Annotated in this window: 23 protein-coding genes; 9 read left to right on the forward strand and 14 right to left on the reverse strand. The window is 65.8% G+C overall.

Features of this window, described 5'->3' with window-relative positions; genetic code table 11:
* Positions 1-56 precede the first annotated feature (56 nt).
* The 3 genes from ACVOME_RS09585 to ACVOME_RS09595 are packed head-to-tail and all read left to right on the forward strand — an operon-like array spanning position 57 to position 4,137.
* Entirely contained in the window at positions 57-1,109 is a 1,053-nt protein-coding gene (locus tag ACVOME_RS09585) for a DUF6932 family protein (protein WP_481505028.1), read from the forward strand.
* A complete protein-coding gene (locus ACVOME_RS09590; RefSeq protein ID WP_481505029.1) occupies positions 1,109-1,933 on the forward strand; it encodes a Fic family protein in 825 nt (274 codons plus the stop codon). Before ACVOME_RS09585 ends, ACVOME_RS09590 begins: the two co-directional genes overlap by 1 nt.
* Complete coding sequence (locus tag ACVOME_RS09595) at positions 1,933-4,137, forward strand: peptidase domain-containing ABC transporter (RefSeq protein WP_164184964.1); 2,205 nt, start codon at positions 1,933-1,935, stop codon at positions 4,135-4,137. Before ACVOME_RS09590 ends, ACVOME_RS09595 begins: the two co-directional genes overlap by 1 nt.
* Positions 4,138-4,249: 112 nt before the next feature.
* On the opposite strand, the gene ACVOME_RS09600 is transcribed toward ACVOME_RS09595, so the two are convergent.
* From ACVOME_RS09600 to ACVOME_RS09625, 6 genes are all read right to left on the reverse strand, one after another.
* Positions 4,250-4,807 (reverse strand): hypothetical protein, encoded by a 558-nt coding sequence (locus ACVOME_RS09600; RefSeq protein ID WP_053517850.1) that lies wholly within the window; start codon positions 4,805-4,807, stop codon positions 4,250-4,252.
* A 110-nt stretch (positions 4,808-4,917) separates the two neighbouring features.
* Positions 4,918-6,195 (reverse strand): HlyD family secretion protein, encoded by a 1,278-nt coding sequence (locus ACVOME_RS09605; RefSeq protein ID WP_080375280.1) that lies wholly within the window; start codon positions 6,193-6,195, stop codon positions 4,918-4,920.
* Between the two features lie 48 nt (positions 6,196-6,243).
* On the reverse strand, positions 6,244-7,533 hold the full coding sequence (locus ACVOME_RS09610) for a retropepsin-like aspartic protease (RefSeq protein WP_481505030.1): 1,290 nt from the start codon (positions 7,531-7,533) through the stop codon (positions 6,244-6,246).
* A gap of 68 nt (positions 7,534-7,601) precedes the next feature.
* Complete coding sequence (locus tag ACVOME_RS09615; protein ID WP_164972387.1) at positions 7,602-8,156, reverse strand: hypothetical protein; 555 nt, start codon at positions 8,154-8,156, stop codon at positions 7,602-7,604.
* Between the two features lie 636 nt (positions 8,157-8,792).
* Positions 8,793-10,112: a retropepsin-like aspartic protease gene (locus ACVOME_RS09620; protein WP_481505031.1), complete on the reverse strand. Its 1,320-nt coding sequence runs from the start codon at positions 10,110-10,112 to the stop codon at positions 8,793-8,795.
* A gap of 49 nt (positions 10,113-10,161) precedes the next feature.
* The gene (locus ACVOME_RS09625) at positions 10,162-10,782 is read right to left on the reverse strand and encodes a hypothetical protein (RefSeq protein WP_053517857.1); all 621 of its coding nucleotides are present in this window, start codon (positions 10,780-10,782) and stop codon (positions 10,162-10,164) included.
* 268 nt (positions 10,783-11,050) lie between these two features.
* On the opposite strand from ACVOME_RS09625, the gene ACVOME_RS09630 reads away from it, so the two are divergent.
* Positions 11,051-11,737 (forward strand): hypothetical protein, encoded by a 687-nt coding sequence (locus ACVOME_RS09630; protein WP_053517858.1) that lies wholly within the window; start codon positions 11,051-11,053, stop codon positions 11,735-11,737.
* Positions 11,734-12,156 carry a hypothetical protein gene (locus ACVOME_RS09635; protein ID WP_481505032.1) on the forward strand — a complete coding sequence of 141 codons (423 nt, stop codon included), beginning with the start codon at positions 11,734-11,736 and terminating at the stop codon, positions 12,154-12,156. Before ACVOME_RS09630 ends, ACVOME_RS09635 begins: the two co-directional genes overlap by 4 nt.
* Before the next feature lie 54 nt (positions 12,157-12,210).
* Here the strand turns inward: ACVOME_RS09635 and ACVOME_RS09640 are convergent, their stop codons facing one another.
* From ACVOME_RS09640 to ACVOME_RS09670, 7 genes are all read right to left on the reverse strand, one after another.
* The gene (locus tag ACVOME_RS09640) at positions 12,211-14,352 is read right to left on the reverse strand and encodes a TonB-dependent siderophore receptor (RefSeq protein ID WP_481505033.1); all 2,142 of its coding nucleotides are present in this window, start codon (positions 14,350-14,352) and stop codon (positions 12,211-12,213) included.
* Between the two features lie 102 nt (positions 14,353-14,454).
* The gene (locus ACVOME_RS09645) at positions 14,455-16,158 is read right to left on the reverse strand and encodes an ATP-binding protein (RefSeq protein ID WP_481505034.1); all 1,704 of its coding nucleotides are present in this window, start codon (positions 16,156-16,158) and stop codon (positions 14,455-14,457) included.
* Positions 16,159-16,247: 89 nt separating this feature from the next.
* On the reverse strand, positions 16,248-16,433 hold the full coding sequence (locus ACVOME_RS09650; RefSeq protein WP_111187042.1) for a hypothetical protein: 186 nt from the start codon (positions 16,431-16,433) through the stop codon (positions 16,248-16,250).
* A gap of 4 nt (positions 16,434-16,437) precedes the next feature.
* Positions 16,438-16,677 carry a hypothetical protein gene (locus tag ACVOME_RS09655; protein WP_053517863.1) on the reverse strand — a complete coding sequence of 80 codons (240 nt, stop codon included), beginning with the start codon at positions 16,675-16,677 and terminating at the stop codon, positions 16,438-16,440.
* Positions 16,678-16,783: 106 nt separating this feature from the next.
* The gene (locus ACVOME_RS09660; RefSeq protein ID WP_065183040.1) at positions 16,784-17,038 is read right to left on the reverse strand and encodes a hypothetical protein; all 255 of its coding nucleotides are present in this window, start codon (positions 17,036-17,038) and stop codon (positions 16,784-16,786) included.
* A gap of 129 nt (positions 17,039-17,167) precedes the next feature.
* Positions 17,168-17,437 (reverse strand): hypothetical protein, encoded by a 270-nt coding sequence (locus ACVOME_RS09665; protein WP_164153101.1) that lies wholly within the window; start codon positions 17,435-17,437, stop codon positions 17,168-17,170.
* 139 nt (positions 17,438-17,576) lie between these two features.
* Positions 17,577-18,788, reverse strand: a complete 1,212-nt coding sequence (locus tag ACVOME_RS09670) for an MFS transporter (RefSeq protein WP_053517900.1) — start codon at positions 18,786-18,788, stop codon at positions 17,577-17,579.
* Between the two features lie 307 nt (positions 18,789-19,095).
* Here ACVOME_RS09670 and ACVOME_RS09675 point away from each other — a divergent pair, with 307 nt between their 5' ends.
* Entirely contained in the window at positions 19,096-19,602 is a 507-nt protein-coding gene (locus ACVOME_RS09675) for a GNAT family N-acetyltransferase (protein WP_414488273.1), read from the forward strand.
* A gap of 10 nt (positions 19,603-19,612) precedes the next feature.
* Here the strand turns inward: ACVOME_RS09675 and ACVOME_RS09680 are convergent, their stop codons facing one another.
* Entirely contained in the window at positions 19,613-20,050 is a 438-nt protein-coding gene (locus tag ACVOME_RS09680; RefSeq protein ID WP_460255829.1) for an acetyltransferase, read from the reverse strand.
* A gap of 111 nt (positions 20,051-20,161) precedes the next feature.
* Between ACVOME_RS09680 and tadA the strand changes: the two genes are divergently transcribed.
* The 3 genes from tadA (at position 20,162) to ACVOME_RS09695 (ending at position 22,271) form a co-directional block, all read left to right on the forward strand.
* Positions 20,162-20,686, forward strand: a complete 525-nt coding sequence (gene tadA, locus ACVOME_RS09685) for a tRNA adenosine(34) deaminase TadA (protein ID WP_053517868.1) — start codon at positions 20,162-20,164, stop codon at positions 20,684-20,686.
* A 75-nt stretch (positions 20,687-20,761) separates the two neighbouring features.
* The gene (orn, locus tag ACVOME_RS09690) at positions 20,762-21,334 is read left to right on the forward strand and encodes an oligoribonuclease (protein WP_263174920.1); all 573 of its coding nucleotides are present in this window, start codon (positions 20,762-20,764) and stop codon (positions 21,332-21,334) included.
* 64 nt (positions 21,335-21,398) lie between these two features.
* Positions 21,399-22,271, forward strand: a complete 873-nt coding sequence (locus ACVOME_RS09695; RefSeq protein ID WP_053517871.1) for an EcsC family protein — start codon at positions 21,399-21,401, stop codon at positions 22,269-22,271.
* The last annotated feature ends 83 nt before the right edge of the window (positions 22,272-22,354 follow it).

A 22,354-nucleotide genomic window follows, 5' to 3' on the forward strand; every position in this document is an offset into this window, starting at 1 on the left:
GCCCGACGCGTGGATATGCTAGCGTTGAGACGTTCCACCGTTGGCCTGGATGCCTGATGAACTACGCTGAATGGATTCGCGAACAGCACGCGCGCAGTGTGGCGGCCGAGCAGATCGCCGAGGCCGCGCTGGATGGGCCGGCACTGTGTGCAGGCGACAGCGAAAGCCTTGCGCCGCTGCTGCGGGGAGTGAGCCAGCTGCTGGCGGTGCCGGTGGCCGATGTGCAGATTGTCGGCTCGGCCCGCTTCGGCTTTTCGCTGCGCGATGGCGCGGCTTTCGATCCCGCGTTTTCCGATCTGGATCTGGCCATCGTCAACGCCGGGTTGTATCAGCGGTGCTCGGCGCCGACGGCGGCGTCGGCCGATGCCGCCCGCTTCCCGGAGCGTGATTTCCCTGCCGACGAGCGCATCGCAGTGCGCAAGGCATTCGATGCGCTTTCACTTTCAGTGGCCGACCGCTTCGCCTACGTCTCGGTCGCGGTGTTCCCGGACCAGGCCGCGCTGGTGCGCGCACAGGCAGGGCGCATCCGTGCCTACCTGGGCGTTGCGGGCCCGGCGCCCGCTGCCCGACCGGCCGGTGCCGCGCCCGCCGGCGCCGTGGAAACCCCCTTCCAGCACATCGTGGATGCGGGCCTGCCGCAGTACCTGCTGCCCATCGCTGCCAGTACACCGGGCAATGCCTCCCCCTGGCTGGCCGACCGTGCGGCCTTCGAGCGCGCGTTCGGCGGCAGCAGCCTGCGCCGGGTGCGGCTGGCGGCGCTGGGGCGCGCACTCGCCGACCTGGCGCAGGTGGTGCAGGTGCACTGCTGTCTGGTGGGCGGCAGCTTCGTGGACGTCTCCAATGCCGTGCCGAACGATCTGGACATCGTGGTGTTCTACAGTGCGCGGGCAGACGTCCGCTTCGAGCCGGGGCGTGCCCTGCAGCGGCTGACCCGCAAGTTCCTGCTTGAACACATCGACATGCGTTTCGTGCCGTGCGACGCCGAGCCGTGGCTGATGGTCAAGCTGACCTCGTACTTCACCCAGTTGTATCAATCGCGCCGGCCGGGCACGGACGCGCGCGAACATGGCCTGGTGCTGTTGCTGCCGGGTACCGGGACGGGGCAGTGATGACCGCACGCTTGGCCACCACACCCACAGGTGCCCCCGTTGCCACGGAACGGGTGCTGATGCCGCTGCCGCCGCCGCAGCCGTCCTTGGCGCTGGCAGAGCGGCTGCAGGTGTGCAACCTCAGGCTGCCCGCGCTGCTGCCCTGCGCGCAGCCCTGCGAAACGCTGTGGTCCCATCGCGGGCATCCGCGGCTGCGGGCGGCGGTGCAGCAGCTGCGCCATCCGCTGTCGGCGCACATGCAGATGCCGGCGTTCGATCTGGCCGCGCTGGCTGCGGCGGAGGCGGCCGAGGCCGACGTCTATCGGCAGTGGCACCGCACCGTGCAGGGGCCGCTGTCGATGGCCGATGTACAGCGCTTCGTCTCGCTCAGCACCGGCGGTGACGGCGCGCTGCGCAGCGGGCCGGTATGGATCCGCGCCCATGATGGGCGCGCGCAGCTGCCGATGGTGCCGGCCCTGCAGGGGGCCGCGCGTTGGTACGAGCTGCTGCGGCAACGGGCCGCGCCCGATCCGGCTGAGGGCCTGCGGTCTGCGGTGCAGCTGCTGGCGCTGGCCAACAATGCGCATGCCTTTGCCGACGGCAATGGCCGGCTGGGGCGCGCGCTGTTCAATTTCTGCCTGCACCGCGCCGGGCTTCCGCAGGCCTGCTTCATCCCGCTGAAGGTGCTGACGGTGCTGTCCCGTGGCGGCTACGAAGTGCGCCTGCGCGAGGCGGAACTGTACGGTCGCTGGGAAGGGCTGTACGCCTGGCACTGCACGGCAATCGAGTTGTATGCATGGCTGGGACAGCAGCCGGCCATGCCCGACCGGAACGAGGATGTCTGATGTTCAACAAGCGCTATTGGCGGGTGCAGTCTGAAGTGAGCGAATGCGGGCTGGCATGCCTGGCGATCTGCTCGTCCATGCTGGGCGCGGATCTGGAAATGAGCGAGCTGCGGCGCAAGTACCACAACTCCCAGCGCGGTGTGGACCTGAACCAGCTGATCGCGCTGGCCAGCGCGCTGGACATGCAGTGCCGGCCGGTGCGCTGCGAGCCCAGCGATCTGCAGCACCTGGGCACGCCGGCCATCCTGCACTGGAAGCTCAATCATTTCGTGGTGCTGGAGAAGGTCTCGCGCGGCCGCTACCACATCATCGACCCGGCCCATGGCTCGCTGTCCTTCAGCGAAGCGGAGCTTTCCCAGGCCTTCACCGGCATCGCGGTGGAGGTCAGTTCCTCACCCAGCTTCCGGCCGCGCAAGCAGCGTTCGCCGCTCAACATCTGGTCGATGATCCGCTTCAAGGGCGGCGTCGGCACCGCGCTGTTCCATACGCTGGTCTATACGCTGCTGCTGCAGGGCTTCGTGCTGTTGTCACCGTTCTTCATGCAGCTGGCGGTGGACGAGGGTGTGCTGCGCGGCGACCGCGGCTTCCTGATGGCCCTCGCGCTGGGGTTCGGTGCGGTGGCCGTGTTCAACAGCCTGGCCGAGGCGCTGCGCGGGGTCACGCTGCAGCGGGCGTCGGCGTTGATGGGCTGGGACATGAGCCGGCGCCTGTTCCATCATCTGGTCAGCCTGCCGCTGACCTGGTTCCATCGACGCCGTCTGGCCGATGCGCTGTCGCGGATGGAGTCGATCGACCCGATCCGCCAGCTGATCGCCAACGGGCTCATCGGCGCACTGCTGGACGGTGTGCTGGCGCTGGGCATCATCGTGCTGATGTTCGTCTACTCGCCGCTGATGAGTCTGGTCGCACTGACTGCGTTGGGGCTGTACGTACTGATGCGGGTGGCCGCCATCCCGATGTCGATGAAGATGGGCATGGCCAGTCTGCAGGCGAACATCGCCGAGCGCGGGACGCGCATCGAAACGCTGCGCGCGATGCAGTCGATCAAGACCATGGGCGGCGAGTTCTCGCGCGAATCGATCTGGGCCAACAAGTACGCCGATCTGGTGCGCGCTTCGTTGAACAGCGCCAACCTGCAGATTGGCATCGGCGCGGGGCGCACCCTGCTTGATGGCCTCAGCCTGGTGGCCATCGTCTACATCGGCGCCCAGGCGGTACTGGCCAACACGCTGACAGTGGGCGCGCTGTATGCCTTCGTGGCCTACCGGCAGCAGCTGAGCAACCGGCTGACCACGCTGGTGGACCAGTGCATCGCCTGGCGCCTGACCGAGCTGCATTCGGACCGCATTGCCGATATTGCCCTCAGTCCCAGCGAAGAGGGCTTCAGCAAGGATCCTTCGGCGTCGGACAGCATGGAAGGGCACATCCAGCTGCGTTCGGTGTACTTCCAGTACTCGGCACAGGAAGCGCCGGCGCTGAAGGACATCAACCTGGCCATTGCGCCGGGCGAGTTCGTGGCCATCACCGGCCCGTCCGGCTGTGGCAAGAGCACGCTGGTGAAAGTGCTGACCGGGCTGTACCCGCCCAGCGCCGGCGAGCTGCTCTATGACGGGCTGAACATCGCCAGCTGGGGGCCGCGCGTGGTCCGTCAGCGGATGGGCGTGGTGATGCAGGATGATGAGCTGCTGACCGGTTCGATCGTGGAGAACGTGACCTTCTTCGCCGAGCGCCCGGACATCGCGCTGGTCTGGCAGTGCCTGGAAATGGCGGCAGTGAAGGAGGATGTGCAGCGCATGCCGATGCAGCTGGAAACGCTGGTGGGCGACATGGGCTCGACCCTCTCCGGTGGCCAGAAGCAGCGCCTGCTGCTGGCCCGCGCGCTGTACCGCAAGCCCAGCATCCTGGTGCTGGATGAGGCCACCGCGAACCTGGACGTAGCGCGCGAGAGCCGCATCTACCAGGCGCTGGCGCAGCTGGATATCACCCGCATCCTGATCACCCACCGCCCCGACACCATGCGCCTGGCCGACCGTCTGGTGCGCATCGACCAGGGCAGGGTGGTGGGCGATACCCGCAAGCCCACCGCAGCGGCGCCCACAGCAGCGCCGACCGTCAACCTCATTCCTGCCGTCGTTTCGCCGCCAGCAGCGGTTCCAGCAGCCAGTCCAGCAGCGAACGCTTCTCCAGAACCAGATCGGCTTTAATGCGTGCTACAGCCAGGAATGAAACCACGCCGACACGGGCACCCAGCCAGAATTGCCGGGCGCCCAGCGCCCGACAATCGCCATCCTTCACTGCACGGTGGGGCGCATATCCCTAGCGTGCGGCGCGATAGAAGCTGAGCAGGCACTCGTCGCGGGATCCATCGGTAGTGAAGTGCACGACAGTCCCGTTGGAACGAAGCTCGTAAGCAGATTCCCTGCTCACTCGTTCAGCGGCTGCATTGTGCGGGCTCGGCGGATACATGAACTGCTCAAGCGCGTAGTTTTCCTTCAAGGACGCAGCGGGATAGCAATGACCCTGTTCCAGCTTGGCATAGAAGAAACTGATTCCCTGCATTAGGCGCGGATGGATCCGGAATTCGGTATAGGCGATCCGGTAACCGTCGCGGGTCTCGATCGGGCTTGACCTGAAAACGACGGGGTCGGCATTGCTGCTGCCCTGCTGCTTGAATTCACCTGCGCCCATGCTTCGGAAGAAATCGAAGCCCACCGGCCAAGGGGCATCGGCAAGCTTCTGAATCACGTCCTCAAGTGAATTCTCGTTGCTGTCCTTGCCTCGGGCGCCGTCTTCAGCACAGGCCTGGAATGCGAGTGACAGGGTCAACGCCAACAGCGGCAGCAGGAAAGGCTTCCGGGAGAGATTGAGGTTCATCGTTCCTGTTCCTGGAAATGGCCGCCAAGTCGCCACATGGAAGCCACCTCATCGCCAGCTCCGCGCGGAGCGTGGGCATTGCGGTTCCGCGACGGCGCCGGCCGTCAACCTCATTCCTGCCGTCGTTTCGCCGCCAGCAGTGGCTCCAGCAGCCAGTCCAGCAGCGAACGTTTCTCCAGAACCAGATCGGCTTTGAGGCGCATGCCCGGGGTCAGTGCCAGTGCCTTGCCATAGGCCTGCATCTGCTGGTCGTCCAGCGCGGCCAGCAGGCGGTACTGGCTTTCCACGGCCTGCAGGTCGGCGGGCAGTTCCTCCGGTGACGTCGGTGAGCGCGCGATCTTGACGATCCGGGCGCGGCCGACGCCGAACTTCTGGTAGGGGAAGGCGTCGTACATCAGCCGCACGTCGGTGCCGACATTGACGAAGGCGATGGCCGAGGAGGGCACCCACAGCTCGGCGAACAGCTGCGAGCCTTCCGGCATCATCACCCCGAGCGTGCGCCCGGCGGTGACCGTGGCGCCCGGCTTGGCCTGCAGCCAGGTGACCTGCCCGGCGGACTGCGCCACCAGATTGAACTGCGTGCCCAGCTTGTAGTTGATCGCCTTCTCGCGTGCGCCCAGCAGTTCGGACAGCGCGGTGGCGCGGTTGGCGTCACGCTCGGCCTTGAGGCGGCCCAGCTCGTGCCGCATCTGCTCGTGCTCCTGTTCCAGCTGGGCAATGCGCGTCTGCACTTCGGCCACCGATTGGCGCACGTTCAGTACCCGCACCTCCGCGTCGCGGTACTGCAGTTCGGATACCAGCTTGTCCGCGCGCAGGCGGCCCAGGTCGTGCACGGTCTTCTCGGCGATGGCCTGCTGTTGCTGGTACAGCGTGACGTTGTCACGCAGTACCGAAAGCTGGCGGGTGGTGCCCAGCATGCGCTCGCGGATGCCGGCCTCCTGGCTTTCCAGGGATGCTTCGGTGGCGCGTTCGCGATCGACCGACGCCTGGGTGAGGCGCTCGGCCATGCCGGACAGGGTGGCCCCGGTGCTTTCGCCGGTGTCGATCACCGAATCCACCGAGACGCTGACGATGGGGTCGCCCTGGCGGACCTTCGCGCCTTCCTCCACATGCACGTTGCTGACGATGCCCGAGCGCTGGCTGATGATCGGCAACAGGCCGCGCGAGGGGACCAGCGCACCGGATACGGTTTCCTTGCGCGGGAACGAGGTGGTCACCAGGAACAGTACCGCCAGGCCCAGCAGCGCAACCACGAAGCCGGTGGCCAGCCACATGCCGACACCGGGGGCCTGCACCGGGGAGCCGAAGCGCTGCGTGGCGGCCTCGATCGCTTCGTTGCGGAACAGCGGAATCACATCCGCCGTCTCATCCTTTCTGGCTGGTTCCATGTGGCCTGCGGTGCCGCGTCGTTGCGGAGAGTGGGATGGGTAGGGACATCATCGCGCGGTTCGGGGCGCAAGGCAGCCATGGCCACCGGCCACGTCCACGTAGTAGTCGTAATCGTCGCGCAGGCCGAAACCCACCCGCCAGGAGATCGGGAACACGTTGGCCGGTTGGTCGGAGACCTGGGTCTGCAGGGTGACCGTGCGGCCATTGAACGTGACCGGTGCGGTGGCTTCGGCATAGCGGACCGGTTGTAGGCCGTGCATCGTCCAGCGGCGTCGCTGCACCAGGCTGGCCTGTGGGTAGGTGGACAGGTTCACGCCGGAGGCTTCCAGTGCGACATCGGTGCCGGTGTCGAGCAGGACGAGCTCGTCGCGCTTGCCGATGCGCATCGGCAGGCGCAGCGAGTACTGGCCGCCCCACAGTGCAGAGGTGGTTGCCAGGGGTTGCCGGCAGGTATCGGCAGGCAGTGCCTTCAACAGCTCCAGCTCGGTGGGCCGCAGCACCAGCGGACCCAGCCGATACAGCAGGTCCAGGCCGATGATGTTGAACTCGATCTGGTCGGTGACCGTAAAGGCGACGTTGCTGAAGTGCAGATCGCCCAGCTGCACATCGACCGGAGCGGCCAGGCCGATCGCCACGGTCTGCCCGGGCCGCGAATTGTCGGTGGCGAAGTTGTCGGTCACCGCCAGGCCCATCGCCTGTGCGGCCTTGCGGCTGATATGCGAACGGGTGGCGCCGGTGTCGATGATGAAATCGGAGTCGATGTCGCGCTGCTTTCCATCCTGGCCGCCCCGGATCTTGCCGCGGATGACAGGAACACCGGCCTTGGCCGACAGCGGCAGGCGGGTTCCGGCAGGCGGCGGTGCGGCCAGCGTGGCCGATCGCGGCCATTGGCTGAAGGACTCGAACGCGGGGGCGGTGATGCCGCTTACTTCCTCGCCTGCACGCAGCGACGGCGCGACATGCTGTTGATAGAGCGCGCGGACCTTCTGCATGTCGGCGGCCCAACCGGCGATGTCGCCTTCCAGCAGACGGTTGCCGGCACGCAGGCTCCGGCACAGGTACATGACCCCCTGGCTCTTTTCGGCCACCACGGCAGCGTCGGCGATACAGGTGTCGGCCCAGCGATTGGACTGGGCGATTTCGCCACGCGTGCGGTGGTAGCCGGCACGTGCGGCCAGCCGTGCCGTGGTATTGGATTTGCCGATCCGCTCCAGGGCCGCGCTGTTGCCCTGCATCACCGCTACGGTGATGCCATGGCTGTCTTCAGCGACCACATCGCGGGCCCCGGCGGGGGCGGCCACGCCCAGTGCGATCACTGCGGACATCAGGAATTTCATTGCCTCAGCTCCTCTGTGACACGTATCGGCCGCCCGGTCTCCCGGGCGGCCGATGTTCCGGTGCAGCGTCAGAACCCGCTGATGACCAGGTTGAACTGGCCGGTGAACGAGTTGGTGTTCGGATCGAACGTCAGGCCGATGTTGAACGACACACCGTTACCGAAGTCCTGGTTGAAGCTGGCGTTGTAGTTGCTCACATTGAAGTGATCGGTGGTCAGGCCCAGGGTGTAGGTCTGGCCTGCATACTGGAAGCTGCCGTTACCGGCCAGGCCCCAGTTGCCATTGGTCAGATTCAGGTTCTCGGTCAGATTGAAGGTCAGGTTGTAGTCCTGCAATACCCATGTCTGGGTCGCGCTGGCTACACCGTTGCCATCAATGCTGGCGTTGGAACTGAAGGTGGTCTCGCCACCGCCGTCGCCACCACCACCGCCGCCGCCACCACCGCCACCGCCGCCATCGCCCGGATCCCACGGATCGGTCCAGTCCGGCGGATCAGGGTTGGGACCCCAGTCGTCCGGCGGGGTCACATCGACCGGCGGCAGATCGGTGGTGTCCACCTGTGCGCCACCGGAGACCAGTGCACGTTCTTCGGGGGAGAGATCACGAATTCCACTTGCAGACATCTCACAACTCCTTGTTTGTCCGATGCTGAGTACGGATGCGTCGTTGCCGCCTTCATGCGGCGCTCCGACATTTATCACACGAAGTGGACAGTGCTCTGTCAGAAAAATCTGATTCGGACAGAAGGGTGATAAACGACAAAAATGAACGCGCCCTGCGCTTGCTTTCGTTCAGCGGCCGCTTGCTGCGACACGCTAGCCCCCACCGCAGGCACTCAGGCAGCGGTCGCGTATTTCCCCGCACTTGATGTCCGGAAGGCGATTCCGGCAGAAATCCACGCTCGCCTGGCATGATCGACGAAGATCCCTGTCCTGGATTTCTTCGCAGTTGCCACCCCATTGGGATGCCGAGCCCAGGCAGCCGCTATTGCTTCCGGCGGAATGACAGCTGGCATAGTGGTCCCGACACTGGTCCATGCATTGGCGTGCAGCCGTGGTTTCACGAGCCCCCTGCGCCAGATAGGCGTCGCCATGGCTGCTGCAGGATGCCATTGCAACGACAGCCACGAATACGAGTAGTTTGCTCTGCACTGCAGCAGACCCTTTCAATTGACCGTATCAGGCTCCTCATCATCAGCCGGCCGATTCCATTTGGCCTGAGTGGCTGTGCTGATGCGGAGATTCAAACAGGATGCGATATCACTGTGCCGACTGGGTGGACCCCGAAGACATCAGGCAGGCCTTGTTTGTGATGAAATCCAGATAGATGGAGACCTTGCGCAGGCTGCCGCCGCCCAGCACATAGCGCGTCTTGCTTGGATGGTTTCCAGTGGATGTGCTCATCTGCAATTCTGCAGAGCCGTCCAAGGTCTGCACAACGGCTTCGCGCGCGACCGATGCTCTTCGCTGCTGTCCTTGTACGCCTTGAACAACACTGTGTTGAACTGAACCTGGTGGCAGAGCCACACCGATTGGCAGGGCTTCCATCAACTCGCCACTGTTACCAGTATCCAGCATTGCTTCCTGGCGCTTGCCGTCAACAGTAATGAACAACCTTGGGACGGTCTGCGTGCCGCTCAGGTCTGCCGCCGAGAACATCGGGGCGTCGCAGGCCGGAGCGGCAGATCCCTCCGCGAGCACCTGCAGGCCATCCTTGCCGATCAGGACTCGGCCGAGACGAGATAGAACATCGAGGCCAAGAAGGTTCGCAGGAATGCGTTCGCTGACGGATACCAATGGTTGCGAGATGATCAAGGGACCAAACTGGAGGGTCTGCGGCTGGGCCATCCTGCTGCGCTGTTGTGAGTCGCCCAGCACGCCGGACAGCGTGAATCCCTCCATGAGCGGGGGCGCAGTTATCGCCGCGGGATGCACTATGGTCAGTGCCGAGCCGGTGTCGACCAGAACCTCAACAGTCTTTCCGTCAATCTGCAGTTGCGCCATGTTGGGATAAGCGACACGGCCGCCGTCGTGATCCTGGCTGGACGCTACCGTAACCGTTCCTGTGTGCAGGGCGATGCGTCCTTGGCCAGATGAATCGACTTCGGGAGCGGGCCGACCGGCCATCGCGGCGTAGTCTGGAATGCGGGTGAATACATCGACGTTTCCCAATGTTTTGCCCCGCTTCTCCGCAGCGGCCCGAACGCGCTCCCGCGCCTGCATCGACAGGCGTGCCCATGCAGGCAGGTCACCCGCTACCACCTCGACGCCAGCTCGCAGTGCTCCGCAGACAGTCAGCCCGGCCAGATGCGTAGTCTGCTGCGCCATCTGGATACATTCATCTGACGCTTCGCGGGCTCCAGGAACGTCCAGCAGAACGCGGCGTTCGGCGGCCCTGGCCATCTTCTTTACGACGGTATTGGTTGCATTGACCTGCAGCTGCCGTAGTGCAGCGACATCACCTTGAGCCAGCGCTTGGCTGACCGGCGTGGGGTCGTTGAATATCTGCGTGACGCGGGTTGTCTCAGCGGCACCAGCACAGGATGAAACGAGCAGCAATGCAAGTAAAAGGGGACGCATGGGACTCCAGATGGATGCCGCGTCCGCGAACGCGGCATCCCAAGAGGGATCAAGGACTCTTGTTGTAGAGGAACTGGGCTTCGCCCTTTATGTCGTTGTCCGCTGAGTTGTAGATCAGGTTGATCTGAAAGCCGAAGCCTGCGCCGATATCCCAGTAGTAACCACCATTGACGGTGGAGGTCCAGGAACCTTCGTTCAGCTGCCACTTGAGAAGACTGCCATCGTTGCCGACGAAATCCAATGTGCCCTTGCCGTCCTTGAAGGTGCCGTCGGTGTTGAACTTCAGCTCGGTGCTGACCGTCCACTGGCCGAATTCATTGGGAATCGGGTAGGTCAACACCGCTTTGTTGAAGCCCGGCTCGCCATTCTCGCCCGGCGTGTAGGTCAGCTTGCTTTCAAAAGGCTTGACATCGATGAAGGTGAAGTCTGGCTGTCCATCGCCGTCACCACCGCCGTCGCCACCACCTCCATCACCGCCGCCACCGCCACCGCCGCCGCCGCCATCGCCCGGATCCCACGGATCGGGCCAGTCCGGCGGATCCGGGTTGGGACCCCAGTCGTCCGGTGGGGTCACATCGACCGGCGGCAGATCGGTGGTGTCCACCTGCGCGCCACCGGAGACCAGTGCGCGTTCTTCGGGGGAGAGATCACGAACTCCACTTGCAGACATCTCACAACTCCTTGTTTGTCCGATGCAGATTACGGATGCGTCGTTGCCGCCTTCATGCGGCCCTCGGACATTTATCACACGAAGTGGACAGTGCTCTGTCAGAAAAATCTGATTCGGACGGAAGGGTGATAGACGATAAAAATGAACGCGCATCGCACTTGCGCAACGACGATTCTTCATCTTGACGTAATGCGAATGTGCTATTTGACCTTCACGCAGTTGCTGCGCTAAACACCACACCTCACGCTCGAAGCAAGGAGTTGCACGCATGCAGGAAAATGGAATTCGCGAGCTGTCGCTGGAAGAGCTCGCACTGGTCTCTGGCGGTGCGCAGATGGACACCACCGATCTGCCGCCGGTGGATGCGTTGCCGCCGGATGACGGCGGCTGGCCGGATATCGATCCGCCAGACTGGACCGATCCGTGGGACCCGGGCGATGGCGGTGGTGGCGGCGGTGGCGGTGGCGAAGCGCCGCCGAGCGCGTATGAGCAGGTCGATGGACAGGCTGACACCGTCGCGCGTGAGGTGGAGGCACTGATCAAGGCCGATCCGGGTTATCAGAGCCAGGAGCTGGGCACGGTGATCTACCGCGACGCAGTGACCGGTGAAATCAAGACCAGCCCACTGGCGCGCGGTGATGCCAGCAATCCCGGGGCCATCAGCTATCCGCTGCTGGAGTGGGGCATCTCGCCGGGCCAGGTGGTGGGCATCATCCATTCCCATCCGGCCGGGGTCTTCCCGTCGGAGACGCATGAGGTCAACAAGTACCCGTCCGACAACCGCACCGTTGGCGGCGTGGCCTATGAGGGCGGGGACTGGGGTGTGGCCGATCTGCTGCGCGACAACGGCATGAATGCCGAAGAGTTCCGCTACTACATCATCGGGCCCGACGGTGTGACCCGTGAGTATGATTTCAACGACCGCGATGCGGAAACACTGGGTACGACGCTATGAAGATAGAGGCCGCATGGGCGGTGGCCGTTCTGGCCGTGGGCGCAGCAGCCTGTGCGCCGGTGGCGCGTGCCGATTCGCCAGGGCTGGCGATGCTGCGCAGCGAAGATGGACTGCCTGCCAACCGCTACACCTCGCAACACCAGATGAGTTGTGGCAGCCGCGTGTTCGAGCTCGTGGTGGAATCACCGGGTCCGGTCAGGTTGACTGGCCTGAAGGTGGATGGCGTCGCGGTTCCTGCCGCGCAGCTGCAGGCCATCAATGCACAGGTACCGGAGCGCTCCTGGTTCCAGGGCATCGCCTCGTCCTGCACGTCGGCCCGCCAGTCGCTGACCCTTCAGCTGTCATCGCCGCAGGGGGCAGTGACCATCCCGCTTTCGTTCAAGGATGGCGTGCTGGTTCCGGCGGCACCCGCCCGGTAACGCAGGTGCTGCAGGCTGCCGGCCCCTGCGCGGGGCCGGCCGCGCGACCGCCCGTCAGAAGCGGGAGGCCGCCGGGACGGACACCCGGCGCGGTTCCCCGGGGAAGTGCCCGTTGCGCGCGATGAAGCCGCTGGCCGCATACACCTTGTCGAACAGGTTCTTGACGTTGGCCTGGAACTGCCACTGCTTCCACGTGGTCTTCCAGCTCATGTCGAATACGGTGTAGGCCTTCACACTCTGTCCGTCCAGGCTGATGCGCTCGCCGACATGGTCGGCACCGAAACCAATGGCCGAGTTCAGCGCAGGCAGGTCGTAACGCGTCCACAGGCCGAGCGTGTTGCGCGGTGCATTGGCGAAGCGGTCTCCGGAGGCGTTGGTGATGCCGTTCGGGCCCGCATCCTTCACCCGTGCGTCGTTGTACGCGTAGGTGAGGTTCACCACCCAGCGATCGGTCACATCGGCCAGCAGATCGAGTTCCATGCCGGTGCTGCGCACCAGGCCCAGCGCGGCGAGCTGGTTCACGCCTGCGGTCACTTCGCCGGTGGCCTGCACGATGTTGCTGCGGTCGATGCGGTAGGCCGCCATGTTCAGGGTCACACGCTCGGCCAGCAGCGACTTCATGCCTATCTCCCACTGTTTGCTGCGTTCAGCGTCGAACGGGCCGCCGGCAGCACGGTCCTGGTTGGCCGCGCTCTGTGGCACGAATCCGCTGGCCACGTTCGCGTACAGGTTCAGCCCCTGGCGTACAGTGAAAGTGCTGCCCAGCCGCCAGCTGAGGTCGTGCCCATCCACGCTGCTGCCGCCGAGGCGATCCTCGTCCTTGAAGCCATCCCAGCGCAGGCCGGCCAGCACATGCCAGCGCGTGCCCAGCGCAAGTTCGTCCTGCAGGTAGCCGCCGTAGCGGGTGCTGCGCGTGGAGGTGCTGCGCCAGGGCAGGGTAGTCAGAGCGTAGTCGTGCCAGGTGCTGGCGCCATACACTGGATTGAACAGGTCGATGCCACGCACCGGCCCCGCACCGCGCGCGAGGTCGGCACTGTTGGCGGTCTGCGCGGTGAAGTCGGCATCGAGCTGGTACACGTCAGCGCCGAACAGCACTTTATGCTCGATGCGGCCGGTACTGACCCGCCACACGGCATTGCCGTTGACAGTAAACGCCTCGTTGTCGCGGATCTGGTTGCGCAGCTGGCGCGTCATCCACTCGGCCACGCCATCGCGATCGCGGTCGATCAGCCCCATCGGCTCGTGATACATCTGGTGCTCGTTGTTGGTGAACCATCGCGCGGCGAAATCCACATCCACATTCGAGGCCGGCGCGAAGCGATACTGCGCCAGGGCGACCTTCGCGCGCATGTCGAGGAAGTCGCTGGCCTCGTTGTGGTTCCAGCGGCGATCGGTCAGGAACGTACCTGCGTCATTCACCGGTACACCCCGCAGGCGGTGGCCGCCCAGGTTCTGGGTGATGTCGGTGAACTGCAGGGTCAGCTCGCCGGTATCGCCCACATCGAAGGCCAACGATGCATCGCCGATCACGCTTTCGCTGTCGGTGTTCCAGCGCACACCCTGCTCGGTGTCGCCGTACAGACCGGCGCGGTAGCGCACGCGGCCGGCCGCATCCAGGGGGCCGGTGGCCTCGACCGAGCCGGCGCGGAAATCCTCGTTGCCCAGCTGGACTTCGATGCGGCGCTCAGCCGTGGCCCGGGGTTTGCGGGTCACATAATTGATGACGCCGCCGGCATCACCACCGCCATACAGTGCGCCGGCCGGACCCTTCAGCACCTCCACCCGCTCGATGTTGAACAGCTGGGGCACCGCGAAGCCCGCATACGGGTCGCCGCGCAGGCCGTCATAGAGCACGTTTTCCTGCCGGAAGCCACGCAGGGTCACGCCCGCATAGCTGAAGAAGCTGATGCCGCTGATGCTGCGGTACAGGTCGGTCACCTGGCGCGCAGCCTGGTCGTCGATCAACTCGCGTGGCACCACCTGCACCGATTGCGGCACCAGCTCCAGCGGGGTATCGGTGCGGGTGCCAACCGCGGCGTCGTCAACCCGGTACAGCGTCTGAGCACGGCCACGCACTTCGACCTTGTCGAGCTGGGTGGTCGCGGTGGTGGGTGGGGCGGCGGCCTGTGCCAGGGGCGCCAAGGGCAGGGCGAGGGCCGCGCACAGCGCGCGGCGGCGGAGCGGGAATAGGGTCATGGGAGGGGATTGGCAACCGCAAATGAGAAAGATTAGCATTTGCAGTGATGCTGTGCCTATTCCCTGATGGCGCGATGGACATCTGGGCACGTGCGGAGGACGTTACGCCCGTATCGTCGCAACCTCCCTCCGGCCCGCGGCCTCGGTCATCACGACGGCGAGCTGCTTGAGCGAGTAGGGCTTGCGCAGCAGGGTGAAGCCGTGGCCGGGGTCGCGTGCCAGCAACTCGCTGTAGCCGCTGGTCAGGATGATGGGCAGATCCGGAAAGCGATCGCGCACGTGCCGGGCCAGTTCCAGGCCGTTGGTGCCGGGCATCACCACGTCGCTGAACATCACATGGAACCGCGTGGCGTCCTGTTCCAGTTCGGCAAGTGCCTCATTGGCGTTGCGGGCCAGTACCACCTCATAGTCGAGTTCGCGCAGGGCTCCGACCGCGAACTCGGCCACATCCACGTTGTCCTCCACCACCAGCACGCACAGCCCGTGCCCGTGCAGCAGGCCCGGCTGTGCCGCCGGCCGCGCCACCGTCTCGCTGGAACGGGTGAGCGGCAGATACAGCGTGAACCGGGTACCGACGCCAGCCTCGCTCTTGACGTCCACCTCGCCTTCGGACTGCTTGACGAAACCGAATACCTGGCTGAGGCCCAGGCCGGTGCCGGCACCAATGCCTTTGGTGGTGAAGAAGGGTTCGAAGATGCGATCCACCACGCCCGGGTCGATGCCAGAGCCGGTATCGGTCACGCTGATGGCGGCGAAGTCACCTTTCAGCGGTGCCGCGAAGCGGACCGAAGGCACCGCTGTAACCTGCTCGACGTCGATGGTGACCGTGCCGTGGCCGTCGATCGCATCGCGCGCATTGACGGCGATGTTGATCAGCGCGGTGTCCAGCTGGGTGCGGTCCAGCAGCACCGGCAGCGGGCGATCAGGCAGGTTGACCGACACCTGGATGCGTGCCCCCAGTACCGTGGTGATGATGTCCGACAGGGCCTGCACGCTCTCGCACAGGTCGAAGACCTCCGGTGACAGGCTCTGCCGGCGCGAGAAGGCCAGCAGCTGCGCTGTCAGCCGTGTGGCCCGGTCCGACGCATTGCCGATTGCCTGCACGTAGCGGCGTCGCGGATCTTCCGCCGGCCAGGTATGCAGCAGCATGTCCACCGAGCCGGTGATGACCTGCAGCAGGTTGTTGAAGTCGTGCGCGACGCCTCCGGTGAGCTGGCCGATGGCTTCCAGCTTCTGCGACTGCCTGAGCTGCTCACGGGCCCGCACCAGTTCCAGGTGCGCCTCGCGCGCCTGTTCGGTGATCGCGGCCACCTGGCGGCTGTGCAGGTCGCGCTCGATCACGCGTTCGGTCTGCTCGCTGACCACGCAGATGATCCCGGCGACGGCACCGCTGGCATCGCGCAGAGGCGAATAGGAGAAGGTCCAGAAGGTCTCGCGCAGCGTGCCGTCGCGGTCCATCATCAGCGGCAGGTTCTTGAAGCTGCGGCTGCGGCCCGCGAACGCCGCATCGATGGCATGCTCCACATCGGCCCAGACGTCAGACCACACCACGTCCAGGCGGTTGCCCATGGCGCCGTGCAGCTTGTCACCCAGCATCGGCAGGTAGGCATCGTTGAAGAAGAATGCCTTTTCGCTCTGGCCCCAGGCGATCCACAGAGGTTCCGGAGAGTCGAGGATCATCGCAAGCAGCGTGCGCAGCTCGCAGGGCGCGTGTGCCGCCGCCGGCGAGCGTGCCCAGTCGCTGTCCTGCAGCAGGCGATAGGCAAGCTGGTCGGGTGCGGAGACGGGAAGGGGGAAAGGATGCATGGCCGTCGGCGCGGGAAGGTGCGGCAGCATAGCCGAACCGATGTCAGCAGGGCCTGCACATCGCCAATGGGTCGGGGCAACCGCAGCGGCTAGCCTGGCTCCTGGCCTGGTTGCCCGGCCAGGGCGTGCCGGCCTGCCGGCGTCAGGTCGATGTCCGCATCCTCGGCCTGCACCGCAAAGCCCGCATTCACTGCCCAGGTCGCAGCGTCACCGCGCACCGGCTGCGCGTCGGCGATGTCCTGCAGGATCCTGATCTGCGCTGCGGTCAGCTCCATCGCCTCATACCCCCAGCAGCGACGGGAGCTGCCACTCCGAAACACGCGCATGGCTGATCGGCTGGTGGCAGCCGCAACGCTCGCAGCGGAACAGGGCACCGCCTGGCAGCTGCAGCAATGTGTCCTCACTGGCGGAGGTGGTCTCCGCGCAATGGTGGCAGGTGACGGTGAGCGCGGTGATGCGTTCAACGCCACCGGACAGGTTGAAGACGGCTTCGAAAGCGCGGATGACAGGGTGGGACATAACCGCTCGCGAGTAGTACACGTCCGCATCCTCGCCTGCCACCCGTGACGGCGCAGTCAGCTGTGTGCATCGGCCGCATCAAGACACCCCGCCGTCAGAGCTTTCTTCAAAGCTCCTTCTTCTTGCCGCTCAGATCCAGCGGCGTGTCATCGCCCTTGCGCTCGCTGGACCAGACTTCAAGACTCTTGTTGCAGCGGCTTTCGCGTGCGGCGACCTGCGGCGGCAGGTCCTTCAGGTGCGGTGATTCCTGGCAGCCCGAATGCATGGCCGTGTCGTCATAGGTGGCGCAGGCAGCGAGCGAGGCAAGCATGACGGCATAGACCGAGGCGCGGAGCGCGGCGGGGGCGAAGCAGGTAGGCATGGACGGCATCCTGGGAAAGTGGGGGTGCCCTGATTCAATAATGTGACCCCGTGCCGACGCAATCGGTCTGCCTGCACTTGTTATTCAGTAACAAGTGTGGCGATACTCTGCGGTTGTGGCATCTGCGGGCTACGCGACGCAGATCATGAACAGTGCGGACAGCGCCAGCATCAGCATGAAGACCCGCCGGCTCAGGGCCAGGCAGGCCAGGCAGGCGGCCAGGGCCCAGGCCGCCAGCAGGACGCAGGTGAGCAGCCACAGTCCGGTGGTCATCAGTGACCCCGCAGCGATGGCCGACAGAGCGGACGCCTTGAACAGCGCGATACCCAGCACACTGCCCAGCACGCCGGCCTGCAGGGCGACCGCGTCATGGTGGACAGGGGCTCGGCGGGGAGGCATTGCGGTCCGGACGATCGACCAAGGGGTGTTGATCGAAGTCTGCCCGAACGGATATCCACGCCATGTGTAGTACCGTCGGCGGCCGCCGCAGGCCTGCCTGTCGCGTGCGGCGCTGCGGGACGGCCGGAGGACAGCAGTGTCAGTGACTGCGGGCGACCGTGCGTGCGCGGTTCTTTTCCAGCATCACCGCTACGCACCACAGCAGCAAGCCACCGAAGGCCGTGGCTGCGCCGACATAGCCGGTGGTGGCGGGACTGAAGCCGGCGCTGATGGCCATGCCACCCAGCCACGGCCCCAGCGCGTTGGCGGTGTTGAACGCGGCATGGTTGGAGGCCGCAGCCAGCGTCTGCGCTTCTCCCGCCACATCCATCAGGCGGGTCTGCAGCACGGCGGCGAGCGCACCCATGGTGCCCACGGTGATGATCATCGGGCCGATGGTCCACACCGACTGCGCAGCCAGCGGATACAGCAGCAGCATCACGATCGACCACGCCAGTACCAGCGCGGCGGCCTTGAAGTGGAATCTGTCCACCAGCCAGCCGCCGGCGATGTTGCCGATGATGGCGCCGATGCCGAACACACCCACGGCGAGCGGCATCCACGATTCGGCAACCCCGGTCACCTGCACCAGGGTCGGCGCAAGATAGGTGAACACACAGAACATGCCGGCGAATCCGACCGCACCGATGGCCAGTGCCAGCCATACCTGCGTGGTGTTGAAGGCGCGCAGCTCGCGCATCGGCGAGGTGCGCACCTCCTCCGGGTCGGGCAGCAGGAAGCGCGCGATCATCGCAACGGTGGCAATGGCCAGCAGGGTGACCAGCGCAAACGCCGTACGCCAGCTCAGTTGCTGGCCCAGCCAGGTGGTGAGCGGGTTGCCGATCAGGATGGCGATGGACAGGCCGAGCAGCACGCGCGACATCGCCTGGCCGCGCTGGCCGGCCGGGCTGATCGCCGCCGCTACCAGCATCGCCACGCCAAAGTAAGCGCCATGCGGAAGACCCGCGACGAAGCGCGCGATGAGCATGGTGGCGTAGTTCGGTGCCAGCGCGCTGGCCAGATTGCCGACTGCATAGAAGCCCATCAGCGCCAGCAGCAGGCGACGGCGTGGGAAGCTGGCGCCGACAAACGCCAGGACCGGTGCACCGACCACCACGCCGATCGCGTAGGCGCTGATGAGATGGCCGACCTGTGTTTCGGTGATCGACAGGCCACGACTGATTTCCAGCATCAGGCCCATGCTGGCGAACTCGCTGGTACCGATGGCAAAGCCGCCGAGCGATAGGGCGAGGATGATCAGGGTGCGCTGGCGGGGCGTCAGCTGCGCGGCCAGGGAGGAATTGGGGCTCATGCGGGGGCGCAGGGGGCGGGGGAGCAGGCTATTGTACTGCTGCACCGCAACAGGGGGCATCGCCGGCTGCCAAGAATCAGCGTCCGGCCAGTGGTAGTGCTGCGCACCGCATGTTGACGGGATCTCCATTTCCATGAACATCTCCATAGCGGAGCAGAGCACCGTGCGGGTGCCTGCCCAGGCAGCTGCATCGCTGTCTACCGCGAGACCTCCGCGGTTGGACAATCGCGGATGCACGGTTGTTACACCCTTCGTTCCCTGTCGCGGCGGTCTCCGGGCCGGTGCGTGGCCTAGCTCAAGGTGCTCCATGACACTTTCCATCCGTACTGAAATGCCGGCCGACATCGCCGCCATCCATGCCCTGACCACCGCCGCTTTCGCCACGGCCGGACACAGCAGTCACACCGAGCAGTACATCGTTGATGCGCTGCGCGAGCGCGGCGAGCTGAGCATCTCGCTGGTGGCCGACGCGGCCGGAGAAGTCATCGGCCACGTCGCTGTTTCGCCGGTGTCCGTCAGCGACGGCAGCAGCGGCTGGTACGGCCTGGGCCCGATCTCGGTGCTGCCGGAGCGACAGGGGCAGGGCATCGGTACCGCATTGATGCGCGCGGCCATCGAGGCGCTTCGCCAGCAGCACGCGCGAGGCTGCGTGTTGCTGGGCGAGCCGGCGTACTACGCTCGTTTCGGCTTCCGCGCCGAGCCGGGGCTGGTGCTGCCGGGCGTTCCTGCCGAGTACTTCCAGGCGCTGTGCCTGCAGCCGCCACTGGCGCAGGGAGAGGTGCGCTACTCCCGGGCGTTCGAAGCGACCCACTGATCGCGGGCGTTCAGCCCGCGTGCCGAAGATGGATCAGCGGATACGGACGGCCCTGTGAATCCAGCGCTGAGCGGCCGGTCTCGATGAAGCCCATGCGCAGGTAGAACCCCACTGCCTGCGCATTCTGTGCATTGACGTCGGTGCTCAGCTGCGGATGCAGGGCCAGCGCGTGCTGCAGCAGCTGGCGGCCGATGCCGGTGCCGCGCACGTCCGGGTCGATGAACAAGGCTTCCAGATGCGTCCCGTCGATCAACATGAAGCCCAGAGGACGATCATCTGCATCCACGGCCACAGTGGTCGGCGCCCGGGGCAGGAAACCAGCCACTTCGGCATCGATGGCCAGGCGGTCTTCAGGGCGGAGGAAGTCGTGGGTGGCGTCGACGGCGCGGCGCCACAGGTCGACGAGTGCGGCACCGTCATCGGCGCGCGAGGGGCGCAGGGTGGTCATGGGCGGGAACGTGAAGCGGGCAGGCAGCACAGTATGACGTCATTCTGGCATCCGCTGCGCAGCCCGGCGTTACACTGTGCGCCTGAGCTCTGCCGCCTCACGGAAACTGCCATGACCGACGCTCCGGGTGTACCGGTGCACGACGCCGACGAACAGTGGATGCGCCATGCGTTGGCGCTGGCCGAGCGCGCGCAGCGCGAGTTCGACGAGATCCCGGTCGGTGCGGTGCTGGTCGGTGCCGACGGCCAACTGCTGGGTGAGGGCTGGAACCTCAATATCGCTTCGCACGATCCCAGCGCGCACGCCGAGATCGTGGCGATGCGTGCCGGCGGCAAGGCGCTGGCCAACCATCGACTGTTGGGCAGCACGCTGTACGTGACGCTGGAGCCCTGCGCGATGTGCGCGATGGCAATCGTGCATGCGCGCGTGTCGCGGCTGGTCTACGGTGCCAGCGACCCGAAGACCGGTGCCTGTGGCAGCGTGTTCGACCTGCTGGGCGACGCGCGCCACAACCACCGCGTGGAGATCCACGGCGGGGTGCTGGCCAAGGAGGCGAGCACGCGGCTGACCAACTACTTCCGCGCCAAGCGCGGCAAGCCGCCCCTGTTGCTGGAAGGCCCGGCGGACGAGGGATGAGCAGCGAAAGGGTATGATGGGCGCCCCTTTCCTTTCCCGGCGGCCCGCGGGCCAGCCCTGCAGCGAGACGACACGATGGTGGAGAACGGCGCGGCCAACGAGCGATTGATCTGGATCGACCTGGAAATGACCGGGTTGGATACCGACAACGATTCGATCATCGAGATCGCCACCGTAGTGACCGATGCCCAGCTCAACGTGCTGGCCGAAGGACCGGAATTCGCCATCCATCATCCGCTGGAGACGCTGGAGGCGATGGACGAGTGGAACCGCAACCAGCATCGTCGTTCCGGCCTGTGGCAGCGCGTTCTGGACAGCAGCGTGACCCTTGCCCAGGCCGAGGCGCAGACGGTGAATTTCCTGGCGGAGTGGATTCCGGCTGGCCTGTCGCCGATGTGCGGCAATTCGATCTGCCAGGATCGCCGCTTCCTGCACCGGCAGATGCCGCGCCTGGAGAAGTACTTCCACTACCGCAACCTGGATGTGTCCACGGTGAAGGAACTGGCCAGGCGCTGGGCGCCGGGCGTGGCCGCTGGCGTCGGCAAGAACAGCAGCCACACCGCACTCAGCGACGTGCATGATTCGATCAACGAGCTGCGCCACTACCGCCGGTTCATGGGCGCGCTTTCAGGGTTGCCGGCCGCCTGAACGACAACGCCGGGCATGGCCCGGCGCTACCCATCGTTCAACCGCGTGGCGCTACTATCGGCCCATGAACGAGCCGATCCTGCTGCCGCGCGATATCGCCCACGACGCCCGCGACTGGTCCGACCTGCAGCGGGCGGTGGCACTGCTGGAGGCGCCGACCCTGACCGCGCGCATGGCCAACCTGGTCGGCACGCCGCTGGAGTTCGCAGTGAAGGCCCTGCCGACGTCGGTGTCCAGCCGCATCCACGGCGCGGTGCAGGCGGCGCTGTCGAAATCCGCGCAGGCGGCGCTGTGGAGCATGGACAATTCACCCGGCAAGGGCGCATCCACCCGCTGGCACAAGGTGGCTGCCGCAACGTCCGGCGCGGTCGGCGGTGCCTTCGGTTTTGCCGCGTTGTTCATCGAACTGCCGGTGTCGACCACCATCATGATGCGCGCCGTGGCCGATGTGGCGCGCAGCGAAGGCTTCGACCTGTCCGAGTTCAGCACACGCCAGGCCTGTCTGGAGGTGTTCGCGCTGGGCGGCAATTCGCCGCGCGACGACGCCAGCGAGACGGGCTACTACCTGGCCCGCGGCTTCACCACCGATGTGATGCGCCACCTGTCGGCCGAGCTGGCCGGCCGCGTGGTGACCGGCCGCGACCTCACCCTGGGCGTGGCCCCGAAGGAGGCCGGCAAGCTGTTGGCCAAGCTGGTGGAGAAGGTCGCCGCGCGTTTCGGTGTGGTGGTGACCGAGAAGTTCGCCGCGCAGGCGGTCCCCATCGTGGGTGCTGCCGCCGGCGCCACGCTCAACACCATGTTCACCGACTACTACCAGGACATGGCACGCGGGCATTTCATCGTGCGCCGGCTGGAGCGCAAGTACGGTGAGGATGTAGTGCGCACCTGCTATGACCGCGTGGCGCATGGCGGCGCCCTGATCGAGCCGACGCTGTAACCGGTGTCGGGGGGGGGGGGGCGGGCTGTGGGGGGGGGTTGGGTCGGCCCCGGGGGGGCGGCCGGGGGGCGGCGGTAGGGACC

It is taken from the genome of Stenotrophomonas sp. STEN008, from assembly GCF_056760435.1.

Bases quoted from the DNA above. Each gene is read 5' to 3' on its own strand.
- ACVOME_RS09695 (WP_053517871.1), top strand. From the start codon at position 21,399: ATGAACGAGCCGATCCTGCTGCCGCGCGATATCGCCCACGACGCCCGC.
- ACVOME_RS09640 (WP_481505033.1), bottom strand. From the start codon at position 14,352: ATGACCCTATTCCCGCTCCGCCGCCGCGCGCTGTGCGCGGCCCTCGCC.
- ACVOME_RS09620 (WP_481505031.1), bottom strand. From the start codon at position 10,112: ATGCGTCCCCTTTTACTTGCATTGCTGCTCGTTTCATCCTGTGCTGGT.
- ACVOME_RS09600 (WP_053517850.1), bottom strand. From the start codon at position 4,807: ATGAACCTCAATCTCTCCCGGAAGCCTTTCCTGCTGCCGCTGTTGGCG.
- ACVOME_RS09595 (WP_164184964.1), top strand. From the start codon at position 1,933: ATGTTCAACAAGCGCTATTGGCGGGTGCAGTCTGAAGTGAGCGAATGC.
- ACVOME_RS09630 (WP_053517858.1), top strand. From the start codon at position 11,051: ATGCAGGAAAATGGAATTCGCGAGCTGTCGCTGGAAGAGCTCGCACTG.
- ACVOME_RS09605 (WP_080375280.1), bottom strand. From the start codon at position 6,195: ATGGAACCAGCCAGAAAGGATGAGACGGCGGATGTGATTCCGCTGTTC.
- ACVOME_RS09665 (WP_164153101.1), bottom strand. From the start codon at position 17,437: ATGCCTCCCCGCCGAGCCCCTGTCCACCATGACGCGGTCGCCCTGCAG.
- ACVOME_RS09670 (WP_053517900.1), bottom strand. From the start codon at position 18,788: ATGAGCCCCAATTCCTCCCTGGCCGCGCAGCTGACGCCCCGCCAGCGC.
- ACVOME_RS09655 (WP_053517863.1), bottom strand. From the start codon at position 16,677: ATGTCCCACCCTGTCATCCGCGCTTTCGAAGCCGTCTTCAACCTGTCC.
- orn (WP_263174920.1), top strand. From the start codon at position 20,762: ATGGTGGAGAACGGCGCGGCCAACGAGCGATTGATCTGGATCGACCTG.
- tadA (WP_053517868.1), top strand. From the start codon at position 20,162: ATGACCGACGCTCCGGGTGTACCGGTGCACGACGCCGACGAACAGTGG.
- ACVOME_RS09625 (WP_053517857.1), bottom strand. From the start codon at position 10,782: ATGTCTGCAAGTGGAGTTCGTGATCTCTCCCCCGAAGAACGCGCACTG.
- ACVOME_RS09610 (WP_481505030.1), bottom strand. From the start codon at position 7,533: ATGAAATTCCTGATGTCCGCAGTGATCGCACTGGGCGTGGCCGCCCCC.
- ACVOME_RS09650 (WP_111187042.1), bottom strand. From the start codon at position 16,433: ATGGAGCTGACCGCAGCGCAGATCAGGATCCTGCAGGACATCGCCGAC.
- ACVOME_RS09585 (WP_481505028.1), top strand. From the start codon at position 57: ATGAACTACGCTGAATGGATTCGCGAACAGCACGCGCGCAGTGTGGCG.
- ACVOME_RS09680 (WP_460255829.1), bottom strand. From the start codon at position 20,050: ATGACCACCCTGCGCCCCTCGCGCGCCGATGACGGTGCCGCACTCGTC.
- ACVOME_RS09660 (WP_065183040.1), bottom strand. From the start codon at position 17,038: ATGCCTACCTGCTTCGCCCCCGCCGCGCTCCGCGCCTCGGTCTATGCC.
- ACVOME_RS09635 (WP_481505032.1), top strand. From the start codon at position 11,734: ATGAAGATAGAGGCCGCATGGGCGGTGGCCGTTCTGGCCGTGGGCGCA.
- ACVOME_RS09615 (WP_164972387.1), bottom strand. From the start codon at position 8,156: ATGTCTGCAAGTGGAATTCGTGATCTCTCCCCCGAAGAACGTGCACTG.
- ACVOME_RS09590 (WP_481505029.1), top strand. From the start codon at position 1,109: ATGACCGCACGCTTGGCCACCACACCCACAGGTGCCCCCGTTGCCACG.
- ACVOME_RS09675 (WP_414488273.1), top strand. From the start codon at position 19,096: ATGACACTTTCCATCCGTACTGAAATGCCGGCCGACATCGCCGCCATC.
- ACVOME_RS09645 (WP_481505034.1), bottom strand. From the start codon at position 16,158: ATGCATCCTTTCCCCCTTCCCGTCTCCGCACCCGACCAGCTTGCCTAT.